Below are 18495 nucleotides of genomic sequence, written 5' to 3' on the forward strand. Positions count from 1 at the left end.
GGTTCGTTGTTCTTGCTATCCCCGCGCGCGCCGGCTGCGATACGTGTCGAGCACGACGGCCACGACGATCACGGCGCCGGTGATGATGCGCTTGGTCGGCTCGTTCGCGCCGATCTGCGCGAGCCCCGCCGCGAGCACCGAGATGATCAACACGCCGAAGAACGTGCTGACGACCGAGCCGCGACCGCCCATCAGGCTCGTGCCGCCGATCACGACGGCCGCGATCACCTGCAGCTCGAGGCCCGCGCCCGCGTTCGGATCGGCGGCTTCGAGCCGGGAGATCTGGAACAGCGCGGCGAGCCCCGCAAGCGCGCCCATCAGCGCGAAAACGATGATTTTATACGGGCGCGGGTTAACCCCGGCCAGTCGCACCGCTTCCTCGTTCGTGCCGATACCGACGAGATAGCGGCCGAACACCGTGCGCGCGAGCACGAATTGCGCGACGACCATCACCGCGACCGCGATCAGGAACGCGGGCGAGATGCCGAGCGCGATCGGATTCGACAGGAAGTCGAATGCGTCGCCGATGTACGCGGTGCGCGAATTCGTCAGTTGGTACGCGACGCCGCGCGCCGCCTCCAGCACGCCGAGCGACACGATGAACGACGGGATCCGCCAGCCGACCGTGACGGCGCCCGTCAGCGTGCCCGTCGCGGCGGCCGCCGCGACGCCGACGAGCGCGGCGGCGAGCGGCGGCCACTGCCAGCGCAGCGCGGCGACGCTCACGACCGACGCCGCGAGCGCGAGCACGGAGCCGACCGACAGGTCGATCCCCGCGATGATGAGGACGAAGGTCATGCCGACCGACAGCACGACGAGATCGGGAATCTGGTTCGCGATCGTGCTGAACGTGTCGTACGTCAGGAAGTGCGAGCTGAGCGTCGAGAAAAGCGCGATCAGCGCAAGGAGCGCGAGCGCGAGTCCGACGTAGTTCGACAGGCCGAGCCGCACGCCGGCCCGCTTCGTCGCGACGGCGGCCGCCTGCCCGGACGGGGCATTGGCGTTTCGGTCGATGGATCGGTCGTTCATCGTGGAAGTCCTGTGTGTTGCTGTCTCGGTGGATTGAGTGGCGCGTCGGGCGCGAGCCGGGTTCGCCGCGCCGGGCTCCCGGTCACGCGGCGGGCCGGCTGTCGTCGAGCGGATGCGATGCCGCGTCGCGGCGCGCGTAGCCGGCGAAGGCCGCGGCGAGAAGCGCATCCTGCGTCCACGCGCCGCGCGCGAATACGGCGTCCATGCGCCCCGCCGACATCACGCCGATCCGGTCGCAGATCAGCATCAGCTCGCGCAGGTCGCTCGACACGACGACGATCGCGCGGCCTTCGCGCGCGAGCGCGTCGAGGAGCGCGTAGATGTCGAACTTCGCGCCGACGTCGATCCCGCGGGTCGGCTCGTCGAACAGCAGCACGCCCATGTCGCGCCCGAGCCAGCGTCCGATCGCAACCTTCTGCTGGTTGCCGCCCGACAGTTCCGACACCGCCTGCGCCGGGCCGCGCGCGCGGATCCGCAGTGCGTCGATCTGCCGCGCCGCGAGCGCGTTTTCGCGCTGCGCGTCGACGATCCCGCCGCGCGCGACGCGCGTGAGCTGCCCGAGCGACAGGTTCGCCGCGATCGACTGCGGCAGCAGCAGCCCTTCGCCCTTGCGGTCTTCGCTCACGAGCGCGATTCCGTGACGCACCGCGTCGGCGGGCGAGCGGATCGCGGCGGGCCGCGGCGGATCGCCGATCGACACGGCGCCGTCATCGGCCGCATCCGCGCCGTAGATGAGCCGCAAGAGTTCGGTGCGTCCGGCGCCGATCAGCCCGGAAATGCCGAAGATCTCGCCCGCGCGCACGTCGAACGACACGTCGCGCACCGCGTCGCCGCGCGACAGGCGCTCGACCCTCAGGCGCGGCGCGCCCGGCGTGCGCGCGCCGTGCACCGCCTGCTCGGCGATCTCGCGCCCGGCCATCAGCGCGACGAGCCGCTCGGTCGGCTGCGCGTCGATCCCGTCGACGTGCACGAGCCGGCCGTCGCGCAGCACGGCGACCCGCTCCGCGACCCGCGCGAGCTCCTCGAGCCGGTGCGAGATGTAGACGAGCGCGACGCCTTCGGCCTTCAGCCGCGCGATCTGATCGAACAGCAGCTCGACTTCGCGCGCGGTCAGCATCGCGGTCGGCTCGTCGAGGATCAGCACGCGGCAGTCGCCCGCGAGACTGCGCGCGATCTCGACCATCTGCTGATGGCCGATCCCGAGCGCGCCGACGGGCGTGTCCGGATCGAGCGCGTCGAGCCCGACGCGCGCCATCGCCGCGCGCGCGTCGTCGGCGAGCCGCCGGCGGTCGATCACGCCGAACCGGTGCGGCAAGCGGTCGAGAAACAGGTTTTCGGCGACGGTGAGCGTCGGGACGAGGTTGAGCTCCTGCATCACCATCCGCACGCCGAGCGCCTCCGCGTGCGCGCGGCTGCGAGGCGCATACGGCGCGCCCGCGAGCCGCATCGCGCCGGCCGTCGGCGCGACGAGCCCGGCGACGATCTTCGACAGCGTGCTCTTGCCCGCGCCGTTCTCGCCCGTCAGCGCGAGCGCCTCGCCCGGATGCAGCGACAGCGACACGTCGGCGAGCACGGGCTCGGCATATGTCTTGCCGATGCCGGTCACGACGAGCGTCGGCGCGTTATGCGTCGAATCTGGGTCGGTCGAATCCATCGCGGTCCTGAAGAAATGCGGTTCACGCGATCCGCGCAGCCGCGCGGACGAGGACGCGAGGCGGCCTGGGTCACGCTCCGACGTGATAACGGCCGCCTCGCGGCGATCTTGAGCGGCGCGCCGGGCGCCGCCGCGCCGGGTTACGGCTTCGTCACGAGATCGACCGGGGTCGCGACGACGCCCGTCATGTCGGCCTGCTTGCGGTGCTCGGCGAGCGCCTTCAGCGCGGTGTCGATGCCGAACACGGCCTGCTTCGCCGCGTACTGGTCGGCGGTCGCGAGCACGCGGCCGTCCTTCAGCATCGGCTTGATCGCGTTGATGTTGTCGTAGCCGACGACGTACACCTTGCCCTGGCGGCCCGCCGCGCGCACCGCGGACACGGCGCCGATCGCCATGTTGTCGTTGCCGCACAGGAGCGCCTTCAGGTTCGGATATTCGTTGAGCATCGCGGACGCGACCGCATTGCCCTTGTCGATCCCCCATTCGCCCGACTGGACCGACACGACCTTCGCGCCGGCCGCCTTCATCGCGTCCTGGAAGCCCGCGGTGCGCTGCTGCGCGTTGGTCGTCGTCGGCACGCCCTCGACGATGCCGACCGCATCGCCCGCCTTCAGCCGCTTCGCGAGATAGTCGCCGACCATCCGCGCGCCCTTGCGGTTGTCCGGGCCGACGAACGGCACTTTCAGGTTCTTCGACTTGAGCACGTCCGGATCGAGCCGGTTGTCGATGTTGACGACGATGATCCCCGCGTCGACGGCCTTTTTCACGACGGGCACGAGCGCCTTCGAATCGGCGGGCGCGAGCACGATCGCGTCGACCTTGGACACGATCATCTGCTCGACGATGCGGATCTGGCTCGCGGTGTCGGTTTCATCCTTGATGCCGTTCGTGACGAGATCGAACTGGCTCGCGTTGTGTTTCTGATACTCCTTCGCGCCGTTTTCCATCGTGAGGAAGAACTCGTTCGCGAGCGACTTCATCACGAGGGCGACCTTCGGCTTGTGCGCGGTCTCGGCCCGTGCGACCGAGAACGGCCCGGCAGCGGCGACGGCGACGCAAACGGCCGCGGCGACTAGCACGCGGCGGCGGAGGCTGACATCCATGCGACTCTCCTGGCAGTGGTTGTTGTCCCGGGCGGACCGAGTGTCGTTTTGACGACGAGCAAACGTTTGCGCAAACCAAATCGACTTGGGCGTTTCGAACCTCTGCGCCACGAAGGGAATACGTCGGAAGAGACTGCCTGCGTCCGGTTGGCCGCGCAAACTGCGCATCCCGGTCCTTTTTCTTCATATCGGGAGCGCCTATCGTCAGCTTTTTCTTCGTATTACGCAACGCCGATTCGGGCGTTTAAGGGTTTGTTCGGAGAACGTGCGGAAAGGAAAACGACAGGCGGCGCGGCGGCGGCGGCCATGCGAAGGACCGGCCGCGGCGCGGCGGCGGCGGGAATCGGCGCACCGAACGGACGGGGTTGCGATGGCGGCTCGATGACGGCATCCGGCCAACCGTCCGGCAACGGCGAAGCGTTCGACTTGACGCCGGCCCCGGGCGCGCGGCCGGGGCCGAAGCCAAGGACGCCGATCCGGCGGCGCGCGATCGACGCATCGCGGCATCGAGGCCGGGAAATCAGAAAATCGGGCGGCACAGCGCGACGGCTTCGCACGGCAGCCGAATCGCCGCCGCGCATTCCGCCGCCGCAACCGCCTCGAACCGCTCGCGCTCGCCCGGACTCAGGCCGCTTCCCGCAATTGCCCGGCGATCTCGCCTTCGGACAGATGCGGCGCGAACATCTCGATCAGCCGGTATGCGTACGCGCGCAGGAACGCGCCGCGGCGCAACCCGACGCGCGTCGTGCTCGCCTCGAACAGGTGCTGCGTGTCGAGCGCGACGAGCCCCGTGTCGCGCTGCGCGTCGTACGCCATCGCGGCGACGACGCCGATCCCCATCCCGAGCTCGACGTAGGTCTTGATCACGTCCGCGTCGATCGCCGTCAACACGACGTCCGGCACCGCGCCCGCGTTCGCGAACGCCTGGTCGATGTGCGAGCGGCCGGTGAAATCCTGGTCGTACGTGATGATCGGATACTCGGCGATGTCGTCGAGCGTCACCTTCTCGCGGCCGACGAGCGGATGCCCCTTCGGCACGACGACGACGTGGTGCCACGAATAGCACGGGAACGTGACGATGTCCGGATAGCGGTCGAGCGCCTCGGTCGAGATGCCGATGTCCGCCTCGCCGCTCAGGATCATCTGCGCGATCTGCTGCGGGCTGCCCTGGCGCAGCGCGAGATGCACCTTCGGATAAACGTCGGTGAACTGGCGGATCACCTTCGGCAGCGCGTAGCGCGCCTGCGTGTGGGTCGTCGCGACGACGAGGTGGCCGCTGTCCTGGTCCGCATACTGGCGCGCGACGCGGCGCAGATTCTCCGCGTCGAGCAGCATCCGCTCGATCAGCTGATGGACGGCCTTGCCCGGCTCCGTGAGGCCCGTGAGGCGCTTGCCGCGGCGAATGAAGATGTCGACGCCGAGCTCGTCCTCCAGATCCTTGATCTGCTTCGAAACCCCCGACTGCGACGTATACAGCACGTTCGCGACTTCCGTCAGGTTCATGTTCTGCCGCACGGCCTCGCGCACGAAGCGCAACTGTTGAAAGTTCATGGGTAGCCTCTCAGGCGATGTCTTTGTTGGTTTGAAATCGATCGTCCGCAATCGATCCGCGCGCGGGCGCTCAGCGCGCCGGGAACACGCGCACCGCGCGCGGAACGGCCGTCAGCGCGTCGCCGACGTCGAGCGCGAGCGCGCGCCATGCGTTGCGATCGAGCTCCGCTTCGAGCACGCCGCCCGCGCGCACGGCGAGCTCGACGCGCACCGAGCCGCCGAGCGGCACGACGCGCCGCACGTCGGCCGCGATGCCGTCCGCGCGCGCGCCCGGCGCGACGAGCGCCAGGTCGTGCGGCCGCACGTATGCGCGCGCCGGGCCCGCGAAATCCGCGTCGACGGCGATCGCCCCGGCCGCGCCGTTCGCGACGAAGCCCGTGCCGTTCACGGTGCCGTCGAGCCGGTTCGCCGCGCCGAGGAACTCGTAGACGAACGCGCTCCGCGGATGGTCGTAGACGTCCTGCGGGCTGCCGACCTGCTCGACGCGGCCGTGATCGAGCACGACGATCCGGTCGGCCACTTCGAGCGCCTCCTCCTGATCGTGCGTGACGAAGATCGTCGAGATGTGCAAGTCGTCGTGCAGCCGGCGCAGCCAGCTGCGCAGCTCCTTGCGCACCTTCGCGTCGAGCGCGCCGAACGGCTCGTCGAGCAGCAGCACCTTCGGCTCGACGGCGAGCGCGCGCGCAAGCGCGATCCGCTGCCGCTGGCCGCCCGACAGCTCGGACGGATAGCGCTGCGCGAGCCAGTCGAGCTGCACGAGCGACAGCAATTCGTGCACCTTGTCGCGGATCGCGGCCTCGCTCGGCCGCTCGCGGCGCGGCTTCACGCGCAGCCCGAACGCGACGTTCTCGAACACCGTCATATGCCGGAACAGCGCGTAGTGCTGGAACACGAAGCCGACCTGCCGCTCGCGCGCGCCGACCGATGCGACGTCGAGCCCTTGCAGCACAACCTGCCCCGAATCCGCGTGCTCGAGGCCCGCGATCACGCGCAGGAGCGTCGTCTTGCCGCAGCCGGACGGCCCGAGGAGCGCGACGAGCTCGCCCGCCGGAAAGTCGAGCGTGACGTCGTCGAGCGCGGTGAAGTCGCCGAAACGCTTGTGCAGGTTACGAACGATGATGCCCATCTGGTTTGCCTCTTTATGAAATCGACGAAGTGACGGCGGCGCTCGGATGCGCGGCGGGCGCGGCGTCGCGGCCGCCCGCGAGTTCGGCGGACAGCCGTCGCTCGGCGAAGAGCTTGAGCGCGAGCGTGACGAGCGCGAGGAGCGCGAGCACCGACGCCACCGCGAACGCGGCCGCGAAGTTGTACTCGTTGTAGAGAATCTCGACGTGCAGCGGCATCGTGTCGGTCTGGCCGCGGATGTGGCCGGACACGACCGACACCGCGCCGAACTCGCCCATCGCGCGCGCGTTGCAGAGGATCACGCCGTACAGCAGGCCCCACTTCACGTTCGGCAGCGTCACGCGGCGGAAGATCTGCCAGCCGGACGCGCCGAGCACGCGCGCGGCCTCCTCCTCGTCGGAGCCCTGCGCCTGCATCAGCGGGATCAGCTCGCGCGCGACGAACGGGAACGTGACGAAGATCGTCGCGAGCACGATGCCCGGCACCGCGAAGATGATCTGCACGTCGTGCGCCTGCAGCCAGGGCCCGAACCAGCCCTGCGCGCCGAACAGCAGCACGTAGACGAGGCCCGAGATCACGGGCGACACCGAGAACGGCAGGTCGATGAGCGTCGTCAGGAGCGCCTTCCCCTTGAATTCGAACTTCGCGATCGCCCACGACGCGCACACGCCGAACACGAGATTGAGCGGCACCGCGATCGCGGCGACGGTCAGCGTCAGCTTGATCGCCGACCATGCATCCGGGTCGGCGAGCGATTCGAGATAGAAATCGAGGCCCTTGCGCAGCGCCTCGAAGAACACCGCGGCGAGCGGCACGACGAGAAAGAGCGCGAGGAACACGAGCGCCGTGCCCGTGAGCAGCCAGCGCACCGCGCGCGGCTCGCTGACGGGATCGAGGCGCCGGGCGCGCGCACTCGCGTCGGCGGCGGCGCGGCGCGCATCGGCGGGCGCCGCGACGGCGCGTGATTGAACGGCGTCGTGGCTCATTGCGCGCCTCCGAGGGCGGTCGCCGCGTGCGCCGTCGGCGCCGGGCCGCTTGCGCCGCGGCTGGTGCGGCGCTGCAGATACCACTGCAGCGTATTGATGAGGAGCAGCATCACGAACGACACGACGAGCATCACGACGGCGAGCGCCGTCGCGCCCGCATAGTCGTACTGCTCGAGCTTCGTGATGATGAGGAGCGATGTGATCTCCGACTTCATCGGCACGTTGCCCGCGATGAAGATCACCGAGCCGTATTCGCCGAGCGCGCGCGCGAACGCAAGCGCGAAGCCCGTCAGGAGCGCGGGCGTCACGGCGGGCAGCACGACGCGCCGGAACGCGAGCCAGCGCGACGCGCCGAGGCACGCGGCCGCTTCCTCCTGCTCGCGCTCGAAATCCTCGAGCACCGGCTGCACGGTGCGTACGACGAACGGCAGGCCGATGAACGTCAGCGCGACGAGCACGCCGAACGGCGTGAACGCGATCTTGATGCCGAGCGGCGCGAGATAGCTGCCGATCCAGCCGTTCTGCGCGTAGACGGCCGCGAGCGAGATGCCGGCGACCGACGTCGGCAGCGCGAACGGCAGATCGACGATCGCGTCGACGAGCCGCTTGAACGGAAACGAGTAGCGCACGAGCACCCACGCGACGAGAAAGCCGAACACCGCGTTGACGAGCGCGCCGCCCAACGCGGCCGAGAACGTCAGCCGGTACGACGCGAGCACGCGCGGCGACGTCGTCGCGGCGACGAACTGATCCCAGGTGAGCGTGGCCGTCTTCAGGAAAGTGGCGGCGAGCGGAATCAGCACCACGAGGCTCAGGTAGGCCAGCGTGATGCCGAGCGTCACGCCGAATCCGGGCAGCGCGCTCGGCTTGCGGAAGGTGAACGTCGTCATGCGGAATGCTCTTCCAGGGTGATGCACATGGGTTCGACGGCTTGACGGACGCGCGTTGCCGGCGCGTCCGTCAAGCCGATGTCGTTGTGTTGCGGAACGGCGCGCCGATCGCGGCGCGCCGCCCGTCGTCGCTCATTGCGGCTTGTAGATCGAATCGAACACGCCGCCGTCGGCGAAATGCGTCTTCTGCGCATGGGTCCAGCCGCCGAACGTGTCGTCGACCGTATACAGCTTCAGCTTCGGGAACTGCTTCGTGAGCGCGGCCGGCACGTCCTTCGAGCGCGGCCGGTAGTAATTGCGCGCGGCGATCTCCTGCCCTTCCTTGCTGTACAGGAAGTTCAGATACGCGTCCGCGAGCTTGCGCGTGCCCTTCTTGTCGACCACCTTGTCGACGACCGCGACGGGCGGCTCCGCGAGAATGCTCGCCGACGGCACGACGATCTCGAACTTGTCGGCGCCGAACTCCTTGATCGACAGGAACGCCTCGTTCTCCCACGCGATCAGCACGTCGCCGATCCCGCGCTGCACGAAGCTCGTCGTCGCGCCGCGCGCGCCCGAATCGAGCACGCCCGCGTTCCTGTACAGCTTCGAGACGAAATCCTTCGCCGTCTGCGCATTGCCGCCCGGCTTGTGCTGCGCGTACGCCCAGGCGGCGAGGTAGTTCCAGCGCGCGCCGCCCGACGTCTTCGGGTTCGGCGTGACGATCGACACGCCCGGCTTCGCGAGGTCGTCCCAGTCCTTGATGCCCTTCGGATTGCCCTTGCGCACGAGGAACACGATCGTCGACGTGTACGGCGACGCGTTGTCCGGCAAGCGCTTTTGCCAATCCTTGTCGATGAGGCCCTTGTTCGCGAGCGCGTCGATGTCGTATGCAAGCGCGAGCGTCACGACGTCGGCCTGCAGGCCGTCGAGCACCGAGCGCGCCTGCGCGCCCGAGCCGCCGTGCGACTGCTTGAAGTTCACCGTCTCGCCCGTCTTCGCCTTCCACTCCTTGCCGAACGCCTGATTGACGTCCTGATAGAGCTCGCGCGTCGGATCGTACGAGACGTTCAGGAACGTCGTGTCCGCGAGCGCCGGCGTGAGCGCGCCGAGCGCCGCCGCCGCGCCGAGCGCGAGTGATGCGATGAGACGACGTGCGCCGCCCGCCAGCCCCGTGTTGCGCTTGACCATCCGTTGTTCTCCGTGTGGGTCATGGGTTGTGATGTCGGGCCAGTCTAACGAACAGGTTTCATCATTAAAAATAATCGTTCCTCATTTTTTAATACTCAAAAGTGGTAACGACCGCCCGATCGACGGCTATCGCGGCCGAAGCGGCGCTGCGACGCAGCCGGATCGCGGCGAAATCGCCGTGATAGCGCCGAACTTCAAGTAACGCTTGAATTTCCCCGAGCACTGTATAAAAATACAGCTCACTGTCTATCCATACAGTCATGCCATGATCAAACTCACCGCCCGTCAGCAGCAAGTGTTCGATTTGATCCGTCGCGCGATCGAGCGCTCCGGCTTTCCGCCCACTCGCGCGGAAATCGCCGCCGAGCTGGGCTTCAGCTCGCCGAACGCGGCCGAGGAGCACTTGCGGGCGCTCGCACGCAAGGGCGTGATCGAGCTGGCGGCGGGCGCGTCGCGCGGCATTCGCCTGATCGGCATCGAGGATTCGCCGCACCAGCTGACGCTGCCGCACGCGGCGCTGATGCAGCTGTCGCTGCCGCTCGTCGGCCGCGTCGCGGCGGGTAGCCCGATCCTCGCGCAGGAGCACATCTCGCAGCACTACGCATGCGATCCCGCACTCTTCTCGAGCAAGCCGGACTACCTGCTGAAGGTGCGCGGCCTGTCGATGCGCGACGCCGGCATCCTCGACGGCGATCTGCTCGCCGTGCAGAAGCGGACCGAGGCGAAGGACGGCCAGATCATCGTCGCGCGGCTCGGCGACGACGTCACGGTCAAGCGCCTGAAGCGCCGGCCCGGCGGCGTCGAGTTGATCGCCGAGAACCCCGATTACGAGAACATCTTCGTGAAGGCCGGCAGCGCGGAATTCGCGCTCGAAGGCATCGCCGTCGGGCTGATCCGCCCGGGCGAGTTCTGACCGCCCCGCAGCCCGCCCGCGGCAACGCCCGTCTATCCCGCCATTCGACTGGATCTGGAGAACCCTATGGAACGCCTCGCCCGCCTGCTGCCCTTCCGCCAATTCGGCCGCCTGCGCCATCTGCGCGGACGCACGCCATGCGCGCCGCTCGTCGCCGCCCAGCCGCGCGGCGAGCACGACGCGCAGCCGTCGCTGCTGCCGTCCGCACTGCCGGCATTCGCGCGCGTGTCGCTGAACGGTTCGCTCCATCACGCGGAACCCGAGCGGCGCGCGCCGGTGCGCGTCTATCATGGGCCGTCGCGATTCATCATGGTCGGCACGGTCGATGCGATCTGCCGGATGATCGATCGCTGCATCGCCGAGGAACGTTCGCTGACGCAACAAGGTCTCTGATCTGCGGAGCCCGTGCGCCCGTCTCGTCGTGGAGGCCGTTTGAATTCTGCCATGCGCCTGCAAAGGCGATTCCTGAAGCCGGTTTCGATCGTCGTGGCGCTTGTCGTCGCCGCGGCGGTGATCGTCTATGCGTATGCGTCGCCCTATCTCGCGCTCAGGCAGCTGAAGCTGGCGATCGATGCGCGCGATGCGCAGGCGATCAGCACCTATGTCGATTTCCCCGCTTTGCGGATCAGCCTGAAGCAGCAGCTCGCCGACGAATTGATGCGGCGCATCGACGCGCAAAAACGCGACAATCCGATCGCGATCATCGGCGCGCTGATCGGCTCGGCGCTTGTCGGCCCGCTCGTCGATGCTTACGCGACGCCCGAAGGCGTCGCCGCGCTGATGAACGGCTTGCCGCCGCGCGCGCAGTCCGGGCAACGGCCGCCGGAGTTGAGCCGGCCCGGCGATCAAGCGGCGAGCCAGGCAGCGGCCGTGGCGCCTGCGGCGGGTGCGTCGTCGGGTGGCCCCGGCCATTCAGTTGCCGCGTCAAGCGACGCGACGCCTGCCGCGAGCGACACGGCGGCGCAAGCCGCGCCGTTGCCCGCATCCGGCACGCCGTCCGCCGCCGCAAGTTCGCCATCCGGCACATCGCCGCAGACGAGCGCCGCCTACCGGAGCTTCGATGAATTCATCGTCACGTATCGCCGCGACGACGGCAGCGCGCGCTATGCCGCGATCTTTCGTCGCAGCGGAATCCTCGGCTGGAAATTATCGGCGGTCGATTTGCACGGCGAGTGAATTTGAATCGGCCCGTCGGCCGCATGCCGCATGAAGCAAGCGTGAATGCCGGGCCCGGCGCATGCGCACGGAAACGGCAGAGGGCCGGGGCGATTTCAAACGATGCGAGACGAGCCGCCGGACCCGCCCGCCGCGCGGCTTTGCAAATCGGCTGGAACCGGTTCGATTCGTTTGCCCGATCAACCGATGGCGAAAACCGATGGCGAGATTACCCGATGATGGCCATCGGCGATCAGGCGAAGCGGCGAATATCGGCTGCCCCCCGCGCAGCCGATTCATGCTCCGTAGCGCCACGCGCCGATGTGCGTCGGTGGCGTAGTCAGCGTCCGGCTGCCGCCGCGGTTGCTTCCTTCGCGCTTTCAGCCTTCTGCTCCGCCGGCGACGAGCACGCGACCAGAATGCTGCACGACACGCGATCGAGCAGTTGCGTGTTGCCCGACCCCATCCACCACCGCGACAAACCGCTACGGCAGCGATGGCCGACCACGACGAGATCGACGTTGAGCTTGGTCGCGAGATTCGCGATCTCGTCGATCGGGTAGCCGAACGCGAAATGCCCCTGCGCCTGCACACCGTGCTCGGTCAGCCAGTCGACGCCCTCTTGCAGGATCTCGCGTGCGGTTTCCTCGAAGCGGCTGCAGGCGACATCGGTCAGCAGGCCGGCGCTTTGCGCGATGCTCGATCGCATATCGACGACCGACAGCAAGTGTGCTTCGGCTTTCAGATCGCGTGCCAGATCGGCGCCGCATCTCAATGCCTTGCGGCCCTCGAGCGTGCCGTCGTAGCACAACAGTATTTTTTTATAGCTAGCCATCTTGGCCTCCCTAATGCGCGACCGGCGCATGGAACCCATCATGCTGCGCCGCAATTCCAGATGCAAGCGCAGGAAAACGCTGATTCGCCCCGCGCCGCGAACGCGCGATGATGCGATGCACGAAGTCGAGCAATGTGCGCCGTGACGAGGCAAGCGCGCTGAAGCAATGCGATCGATGCACTAGAATGGCCCGTTCGTATTGCACGATTCCAATCGATATTCACTTGCCCATGTCCGTCGCACCGATCGATTTTCAGGCAGTCGAGAAACGCTACGACGGCAAGCTCGTCGTCAACGGCTTGTCCTTTCACGTGCAGCCCGGCGAATGCTTCGGCCTGCTCGGCCCGAACGGCGCCGGCAAGACCACGACGCTCAAGATGCTGCTCGGCATCACGTATCCGGACGCGGGCTCGATCAGCCTGTGCGGCGAGTCCGTGCCGTCTCGCGCGCGGCATGCGCGGCGCCGCGTCGGCGTGGTGCCGCAGTTCGACAACCTCGATCCCGACTTCACCGTCCGCGAGAACCTGATTGTATTCGCCCGCTACTTCGGGCTCTCCGCACACGAGGCGCGCTCGCTCGTGCCGTCGCTGCTCGCGTTCGCGAAGCTCGAGAACAAGGCCGACGCGAGGGTGAGCGAACTGTCGGGCGGCATGAAGCGGCGGCTCACGCTGGCCCGCGCGCTCGTCAACGATCCCGACGTGCTCGTGCTCGACGAGCCGACGACGGGCCTCGATCCGCAGGCCCGGCATCTGATGTGGGAACGGCTGCGCTCGCTCCTCGGGCGCGGCAAGACGATTCTGCTGACCACGCACTTCATGGAAGAGGCGGAGCGCCTGTGCCACCGCCTGTGCGTGATCGAGGAAGGCCGCAAGATCGCGGAAGGCGCGCCGCGCGCGCTGATCGAAACGGAAATCGGCTGCGACGTGATCGAGATCTACGGGCCCGATCCCGTGCAACTGCGCGACGAGCTCGCGCCGCTCGCCAAGCGCACCGAGATCAGCGGCGAAACGCTCTTTTGCTACGTCGACGATCCGGAGCCGATCAACGCACGCCTGAAGGGCCGCACGGGCCTGCGCTATCTGCACCGCCCCGCGAATCTCGAAGACGTATTCCTGCGGCTGACCGGCCGCGAGATGCAGGACTGAAACAATGGACACTCGCCACTACACGTCGCAGCCGGCCGTCGCGCCCCGTGAGCGCGAATCCGCGTTCGCGCTCGCGCTGCCCGCGAACGCGACCAACTGGATCGCCGTCTGGCGGCGCAATTATCTCGTCTGGCAAAAACTCGCGATCGCGTCGATGTTCGGCAATCTCGCCGATCCGATGATCTACCTGTTCGGCCTCGGGCTCGGCCTCGGGCTGATGGTCGGGCACGTCGAAGGCGTGTCGTACATCGCGTTCCTTGCGGCCGGCACGGTCGGCTCGAGCGTGATGATGTCGGCGAGCTTCGAATCGATGTATTCGGGCTTCTCACGAATGCACGTGCAGCGCACCTGGGAAGCGATCATGCACACGCCGCTGTCGCTCGGCGACATCGTGCTCGGCGAGATCGTCTGGGCAGCGAGCAAGGCGATCCTGTCGGGCGCGGCGATCATGCTCGTCGCCGGCGTGCTCGGCTATGCGAAGTTTCCGTCGATGCTGGTCGCCCTGCCGGTGATCGCGCTCGCCGGCCTCGCGTTCGCGAGCCTCGCGATGATCGTCACCGCGCTCGCGCCGTCCTACGATTTCTTCATGTTCTATCAGACGCTCGCGCTGACGCCGATGCTGCTCTTGTCCGGCGTGTTCTTCCCGCTCACGCAGTTGCCGGAGTTCGCGCAGCGCGTCGCGCACGCGCTGCCGCTCGCGAATGCGGTCGATCTGATCCGCCCGGCGATGCTCGGCCGTCCGGCGACCGATGTCGCGATCCACGTTGCGATACTCGCCGCGTACGCGGTGGGCGGATTCTTCGTGTGCGCGCGCCTGTTCAGGCGTCGGATGATGCGCTGACGAAACCGGGCCGCCCGGCAGGCTCGCGACGCCGGGCGCGCGCGAGCCGAATGCCGAACGTGCGGCCCTTCGGCCGCGCCGCGGCCACGCGCCGCGCGGCCGCCAGCGCGACGATCATTCGTCGTCGTCGCTCCAAGGCATCTCGACGTCGGTCAGGAACGCGACGGTCGCGAGCGGCCCGCCCTCCTGCCGGCCGAGCTTGCCGTCCGCGCGGTGCCATTCGACGCGGAACACCGTGCCCGGATCGTCGGCGAGCAGATACACGGTGCGCAATTCCTCCGGGTCGGCATCCTCGACGGGGCCGTCGAACGACACGAGCATTTTCTGCGGCCACAGTCCGTTGACCGGATCGTAGACGCGCTCGCCCTGCGGAATGTCGATGCTCGCATCGACGCCGATCGTCGCCGACGCCTCGACGATCATCTTGCCGAGCGCGTTCAGCACGGCGGTCGCACGCGTGGAGTTGGCCTGGCGAATCGCGAGATCGCCGCGCGTCAGCGCCTGTTCGAGGCGGGGATGTACCTTGTGTTTCGTCATGCGTTTTCCTGATTGCTTCTGCTTCTGAAAATGACGGCCGGCCTCGATTCCGAGACCGGCCCGATAACGTGCGCGCGGACTGCCGGCGTGTCGGCGATGCGGTCGAATCCGTCGTGCTGGAATCGCCGGGCGGTTGCCGTCAGTCGCCGCTCGTCGCGCCCGAATGGAAATCGCCAATCGCCGCTGCCGCCGATCTCCGAGCCCGATTGCGTGATCCGGCCCGGCATCGCCGCAGGCGCGCCCGTGGCCGATGCATGTCGACCGAGCGCCCTAATCGCATTTTCCCGGCCGATCGCCTCCGGACTCGCCGCGCTCAGAACCCGAGCGCAACCGCCGCCAGCCCGCCGATCACCCCGAACGCGACGACGAGCGCCGCGACGAGTGCAAGCGTCGTCGGCTTGAACGCGCGCGCGAGCATCGCGAGCGACGGCACGCTGACAGGCGGCAGCGTCATCAGCAGCGCGCCCGCCGGCCCGACGCCCATGCCGAGCGACAGCATCGCCTGGATGATCGGCACCTCTCCCGCGGTCGGGATCACGAACAGCATGCCCGCAATCGCGAACGCGACGATCCAGCCGATCCCGTTGCCGACGTCCGGCCCGATGTGCGGGAACAACCACGCGCGCGCGGCGCCGAGCAACAGCACGAGCACCAGATATTCGGGCACGAGGCGCACCGTCATCCGCACGAAGATCTTCATCCAGCGCACGAACGCGTTGCCGGCCGCCGCCTGCTCGGCGACGAGCTTCGCGCGCAGCGCGTCGTCGACGACGCGCGTCTGCTCCCCGGCGAGACGGTTGAGCAGATAGCCGACGCCGAACACCAACGCGACGCCGAGCACGAGCCGCAGCGCGCTCCAGTGCCAGCCGAGCACGAAGCCCATGAACACGAGCGCGGCGGGATTGAGCACCGTGTTGCCGAGCCAGAACGCGACCGCGCCGCCCGGCGACGCGTCGCGCTCGCGCAGGCCCGCGACGACGGGCGCCGCGCAGCACGTGCACATCATGCCCGGCAGCGCGAGCAGCCCGCCCGCCGCGACACTGCCGAAGCCCCTGCCGCCGAGCGCGCGCGCGACCCAATGCGCGGGCAGGAGCGCCTGCACCGCCGAGCCGAGCAGGAGGCCCAGCACCATCGCCTGCCAGATCGCCTTGCCGTACGCCCACGCGTAGTCGAGCGCCGCCTGCAGCGACGGCTCGGGCGCGCGCGCCGCCGCGCCCATCAGGATCGACTGGCCGATCGAATGATGCTCGGCCGCGACGAACGCCTTGTGATAGTACGGAAACCACTTCACATAGAAGAGGCCCGCGACGGTCAGCAGGACGAACGTCGCGAGGCCGAGCGCCGGATGGGGGGTGTAGGAACGGGAACTGTTCATGCTGGTCGCCGTGAATGCGTGTGATTGAGCGTTGTTGCGCATCGAAGCGAAACGCCGGAAACGGACGCATGCCGCATCGCGGCACGGCGCGGCGGATGGCGGCTCATCAACGCCTCGATTTCGGATGCGGAATCAAACGCCCGGTTCGGACGAACCGGACCGATAACGGAAAGCCGGGATTATCGCACGCGGCGCGCGATTCTCCGATCCGGGCATATGCGGCGGCGGACGCCGCACGCCCGGCGGAGCAAGGCCCGGCGACGCGCGACGCATCGGCCGGGCCGCGTCGCGGCCGCCGTTACGGCGCGGGATTCGGCTGCTGTTCGTGGAGCGCGTCGATTTCGGCGAGGATCTCGGGCGGCAGCTTCGCGTCGACGCTCGCAATGTTCTCGCGCAGCTGCTCGAGCGACGTCGCGCCGATCAGATTGCTCGTCACGAACGGCCGGCTGTTGACGAACGCGAGCGCGAGCTGCGCCGGCGACAGGCCATGCCGCTTCGCGAGCGCGACGTAGCGCGACGTCGCCTGCACCGCGTGCGGCCTGCTGTAGCGCTGGAAGCGCTCGAACAGCGTGATGCGCGCGCCGGCGGGACGCGCGCCCTCTTCGTACTTGCCGGACAGCCAGCCGAACGCGAGCGGCGAATACGCGAGCAGCCCGATGCGCTCGCGATGGCTGAACTCCGACAAGCCGTTCTCGAACGTGCGATTCAGCAGGCTGTACGGATTCTGGATGCTGACGATGCGCGGCAGGCTGAGCTTCTCGGCCGCGCGCAGGAATTGCGCGACGCCCCACGGCGTCTCGTTCGACACGCCGACATGGCGCACCTTGCCCGCCTTCACGAAGTCGCCGAGGACGGCGAGCGTCTCTTCGATCGGCACCGTGTACGGATCGTCGATCCACGGATACGCGGGGCGGCCGAACGTCGTCGTGCTGCGGTCCGGCCAGTGCAGCTGATACAGGTCGACGTAATCGGTGCGCAGGCGCCTCAGGCTGCCGTCGAGCGCCTCGGTCAGGTTCTTGCGGTCGAACTGGTTGCCCGCACCGCGAATGTGCGTCGGATTGTGCGGCTGGCGCGCGGGGCCGGCGATCTTCGTCGCGATCGTCAGCTTGTCGCGCAGCGTCGGGCACTTCGCGAGCCAGGCGCCGAGATACGCTTCGGTGCGGCCCTGCGTCTCCGCCTTCGGCGGCACCGGATACATCTCGGCGGTGTCGATCAGCGTGACGCCCTGATCGATCGCGTAATCGAGCTGCGCGTGCGCATCGCTTTCGGTGTTCTGCTCGCCCCAGGTCATCGTGCCGAGACCGATCAAGCTGACTTCGACGCCTGAATCGCCGAGTGTGCGGTATTCCATGCTGCGGTTCCTGTCGCTTCGGGTGCAAAGACCCGAAGCTAACACATCGAAACGATTGCATCAGGACGCAAGCCGCCGAGCGCTGCTGGGCCGTCGCTCGCGGCGTCGGCGCGCCGGCGATGCATTCGCATTCGGCCCCGCATCATTCGGCCCCCGCATCCGCGGCGGCTCAATGCTCGCCCGATGTCTGACGCCGAGCGCCGACCGCCGATGCGCCGCTCACGCCGGCCGCTGGATGAAGCATGTGGCCGATGCGTGCGCGACCACCTTGTCGTCCGGCGTCTTCAGGGTCCCTTCGGCGACGCCGAGGCTTCTCGACAGATGGATCACGCGCCCCTCGGCGACGAGATCGACATCACGCGGCACCGGACGCAGCATCTTCACGTGCAGATCGACGGTGCCGTAGCCGACGCCCGGATCGAGCATCGTATGCACCGCGCAGCCCGTGACCGAATCGAGCACCGTCGCGGCGAAGCCGCCGTGCACGCCGCCGAGCGGATTCAGATGGCGCCCGTCGGCGCGCGCGATCATCTTCACGTAGCCGAGCTCGACGCGCTCGGGCCGCATCGGGATCGTCTCGGCAATCGTCGCTGCGGGCACTTCACCCGCCGCTGCGGCGCGCAGCAGTTCGAGACCGGACATGGACAGCGGATTCATCGACACACTCCTCGCAGTGATACGGAACGCGGCGCGTCGCGCGCCGATTAGTTCCAAAAAAGAACTTACTATGGCGACCATTATTCGCACGCGCTCACCGGCTGTCAACACGCGAGCGACGCGGCCGATTCGAGCGTGCGTTCTATAATCGAACGCACTTCCCCCTGTTTTCACGGAA

At 68.2% G+C, this 18495-nt stretch carries 20 protein-coding genes; 5 read left to right on the forward strand and 15 right to left on the reverse strand.

The window, feature by feature from the left end:
• Nucleotides 1–15: 15 nt before the first annotated feature.
• The 9 genes from BG90_RS17315 to BG90_RS17350 all read right to left on the reverse strand — a co-directional run bounded on the left by BG90_RS17315 (nucleotide 16) and on the right by BG90_RS17350 (nucleotide 9508).
• On the reverse strand, nucleotides 16–1029 hold the full coding sequence (locus BG90_RS17315) for an ABC transporter permease (protein WP_010115619.1): 1014 nt from the start codon (nucleotides 1027–1029) through the stop codon (nucleotides 16–18).
• An 82-nt stretch (nucleotides 1030–1111) separates the two neighbouring features.
• Nucleotides 1112–2683, reverse strand: a complete 1572-nt coding sequence (locus tag BG90_RS17320) for a sugar ABC transporter ATP-binding protein (RefSeq protein ID WP_010115621.1) — start codon at nucleotides 2681–2683, stop codon at nucleotides 1112–1114.
• A gap of 140 nt (nucleotides 2684–2823) precedes the next feature.
• Nucleotides 2824–3786, reverse strand: a complete 963-nt coding sequence (locus tag BG90_RS17325) for a sugar ABC transporter substrate-binding protein (protein ID WP_010115623.1) — start codon at nucleotides 3784–3786, stop codon at nucleotides 2824–2826.
• Nucleotides 3787–4007: 221 nt separating this feature from the next.
• A complete protein-coding gene (locus BG90_RS35255; protein WP_124072272.1) occupies nucleotides 4008–4367 on the reverse strand; it encodes a hypothetical protein in 360 nt (119 codons plus the stop codon).
• Between the two features lie 43 nt (nucleotides 4368–4410).
• A complete protein-coding gene (locus tag BG90_RS17330; RefSeq protein WP_010103872.1) occupies nucleotides 4411–5337 on the reverse strand; it encodes a CysB family HTH-type transcriptional regulator in 927 nt (308 codons plus the stop codon).
• A 70-nt stretch (nucleotides 5338–5407) separates the two neighbouring features.
• On the reverse strand, nucleotides 5408–6463 hold the full coding sequence (locus BG90_RS17335; protein ID WP_010115625.1) for a sulfate/molybdate ABC transporter ATP-binding protein: 1056 nt from the start codon (nucleotides 6461–6463) through the stop codon (nucleotides 5408–5410).
• Between the two features lie 13 nt (nucleotides 6464–6476).
• Entirely contained in the window at nucleotides 6477–7448 is a 972-nt protein-coding gene (cysW, locus tag BG90_RS17340) for a sulfate ABC transporter permease subunit CysW (protein WP_010115626.1), read from the reverse strand.
• Nucleotides 7445–8338 carry a sulfate ABC transporter permease subunit CysT gene (gene cysT / locus BG90_RS17345; RefSeq protein WP_010103892.1) on the reverse strand — a complete coding sequence of 298 codons (894 nt, stop codon included), beginning with the start codon at nucleotides 8336–8338 and terminating at the stop codon, nucleotides 7445–7447. Before cysT ends, cysW begins: the two co-directional genes overlap by 4 nt.
• Nucleotides 8339–8470: 132 nt before the next feature.
• Nucleotides 8471–9508, reverse strand: a complete 1038-nt coding sequence (locus BG90_RS17350) for a sulfate ABC transporter substrate-binding protein (protein ID WP_010115630.1) — start codon at nucleotides 9506–9508, stop codon at nucleotides 8471–8473.
• A gap of 265 nt (nucleotides 9509–9773) precedes the next feature.
• On the opposite strand from BG90_RS17350, the gene lexA reads away from it, so the two are divergent.
• The 3 genes from lexA (at nucleotide 9774) to BG90_RS17370 (ending at nucleotide 11597) form a co-directional block, all read left to right on the forward strand.
• Nucleotides 9774–10421: a transcriptional repressor LexA gene (lexA, locus tag BG90_RS17360; protein WP_010103901.1), complete on the forward strand. Its 648-nt coding sequence runs from the start codon at nucleotides 9774–9776 to the stop codon at nucleotides 10419–10421.
• Between the two features lie 66 nt (nucleotides 10422–10487).
• Nucleotides 10488–10814: a hypothetical protein gene (locus tag BG90_RS17365; protein ID WP_010103903.1), complete on the forward strand. Its 327-nt coding sequence runs from the start codon at nucleotides 10488–10490 to the stop codon at nucleotides 10812–10814.
• 39 nt (nucleotides 10815–10853) lie between these two features.
• A complete protein-coding gene (locus BG90_RS17370) occupies nucleotides 10854–11597 on the forward strand; it encodes a DUF2939 domain-containing protein (RefSeq protein WP_025989820.1) in 744 nt (247 codons plus the stop codon).
• Between the two features lie 319 nt (nucleotides 11598–11916).
• On the opposite strand, the gene BG90_RS17375 is transcribed toward BG90_RS17370, so the two are convergent.
• Nucleotides 11917–12411, reverse strand: a complete 495-nt coding sequence (locus BG90_RS17375; protein WP_025989821.1) for a universal stress protein — start codon at nucleotides 12409–12411, stop codon at nucleotides 11917–11919.
• A gap of 230 nt (nucleotides 12412–12641) precedes the next feature.
• Between BG90_RS17375 and nodI the strand changes: the two genes are divergently transcribed.
• Together nodI and BG90_RS17385 are read left to right on the forward strand one after the other, a co-directional pair.
• Complete coding sequence (gene nodI / locus BG90_RS17380; RefSeq protein WP_010103909.1) at nucleotides 12642–13556, forward strand: nodulation factor ABC transporter ATP-binding protein NodI; 915 nt, start codon at nucleotides 12642–12644, stop codon at nucleotides 13554–13556.
• 4 nt (nucleotides 13557–13560) lie between these two features.
• Nucleotides 13561–14397, forward strand: a complete 837-nt coding sequence (locus tag BG90_RS17385; RefSeq protein WP_010103910.1) for an ABC transporter permease — start codon at nucleotides 13561–13563, stop codon at nucleotides 14395–14397.
• Here the strand turns inward: BG90_RS17385 and BG90_RS36790 are convergent.
• The 5 genes from BG90_RS36790 to BG90_RS17410 all read right to left on the reverse strand — a co-directional run bounded on the left by BG90_RS36790 (nucleotide 14375) and on the right by BG90_RS17410 (nucleotide 18317).
• Nucleotides 14375–14515 carry a hypothetical protein gene (locus tag BG90_RS36790; protein ID WP_010115632.1) on the reverse strand — a complete coding sequence of 47 codons (141 nt, stop codon included), beginning with the start codon at nucleotides 14513–14515 and terminating at the stop codon, nucleotides 14375–14377. The genes BG90_RS17385 and BG90_RS36790 overlap by 23 nt on opposite strands.
• Nucleotides 14512–14934: a hypothetical protein gene (locus BG90_RS17390; RefSeq protein ID WP_010103912.1), complete on the reverse strand. Its 423-nt coding sequence runs from the start codon at nucleotides 14932–14934 to the stop codon at nucleotides 14512–14514. The genes BG90_RS36790 and BG90_RS17390 overlap by 4 nt, the downstream gene beginning before the upstream one ends.
• A gap of 313 nt (nucleotides 14935–15247) precedes the next feature.
• Complete coding sequence (locus tag BG90_RS17400) at nucleotides 15248–16309, reverse strand: permease (protein ID WP_025989822.1); 1062 nt, start codon at nucleotides 16307–16309, stop codon at nucleotides 15248–15250.
• Between the two features lie 298 nt (nucleotides 16310–16607).
• Nucleotides 16608–17660, reverse strand: a complete 1053-nt coding sequence (locus BG90_RS17405) for an NADP(H)-dependent aldo-keto reductase (protein WP_010115635.1) — start codon at nucleotides 17658–17660, stop codon at nucleotides 16608–16610.
• A 219-nt stretch (nucleotides 17661–17879) separates the two neighbouring features.
• Complete coding sequence (locus BG90_RS17410) at nucleotides 17880–18317, reverse strand: PaaI family thioesterase (protein WP_010115636.1); 438 nt, start codon at nucleotides 18315–18317, stop codon at nucleotides 17880–17882.
• Nucleotides 18318–18495 lie beyond the last annotated feature (178 nt).

Origin of the sequence: Burkholderia oklahomensis C6786 (genome assembly GCF_000959365.1) — a bacterium.
Lineage (GTDB): Bacteria > Pseudomonadota > Gammaproteobacteria > Burkholderiales > Burkholderiaceae > Burkholderia > Burkholderia oklahomensis.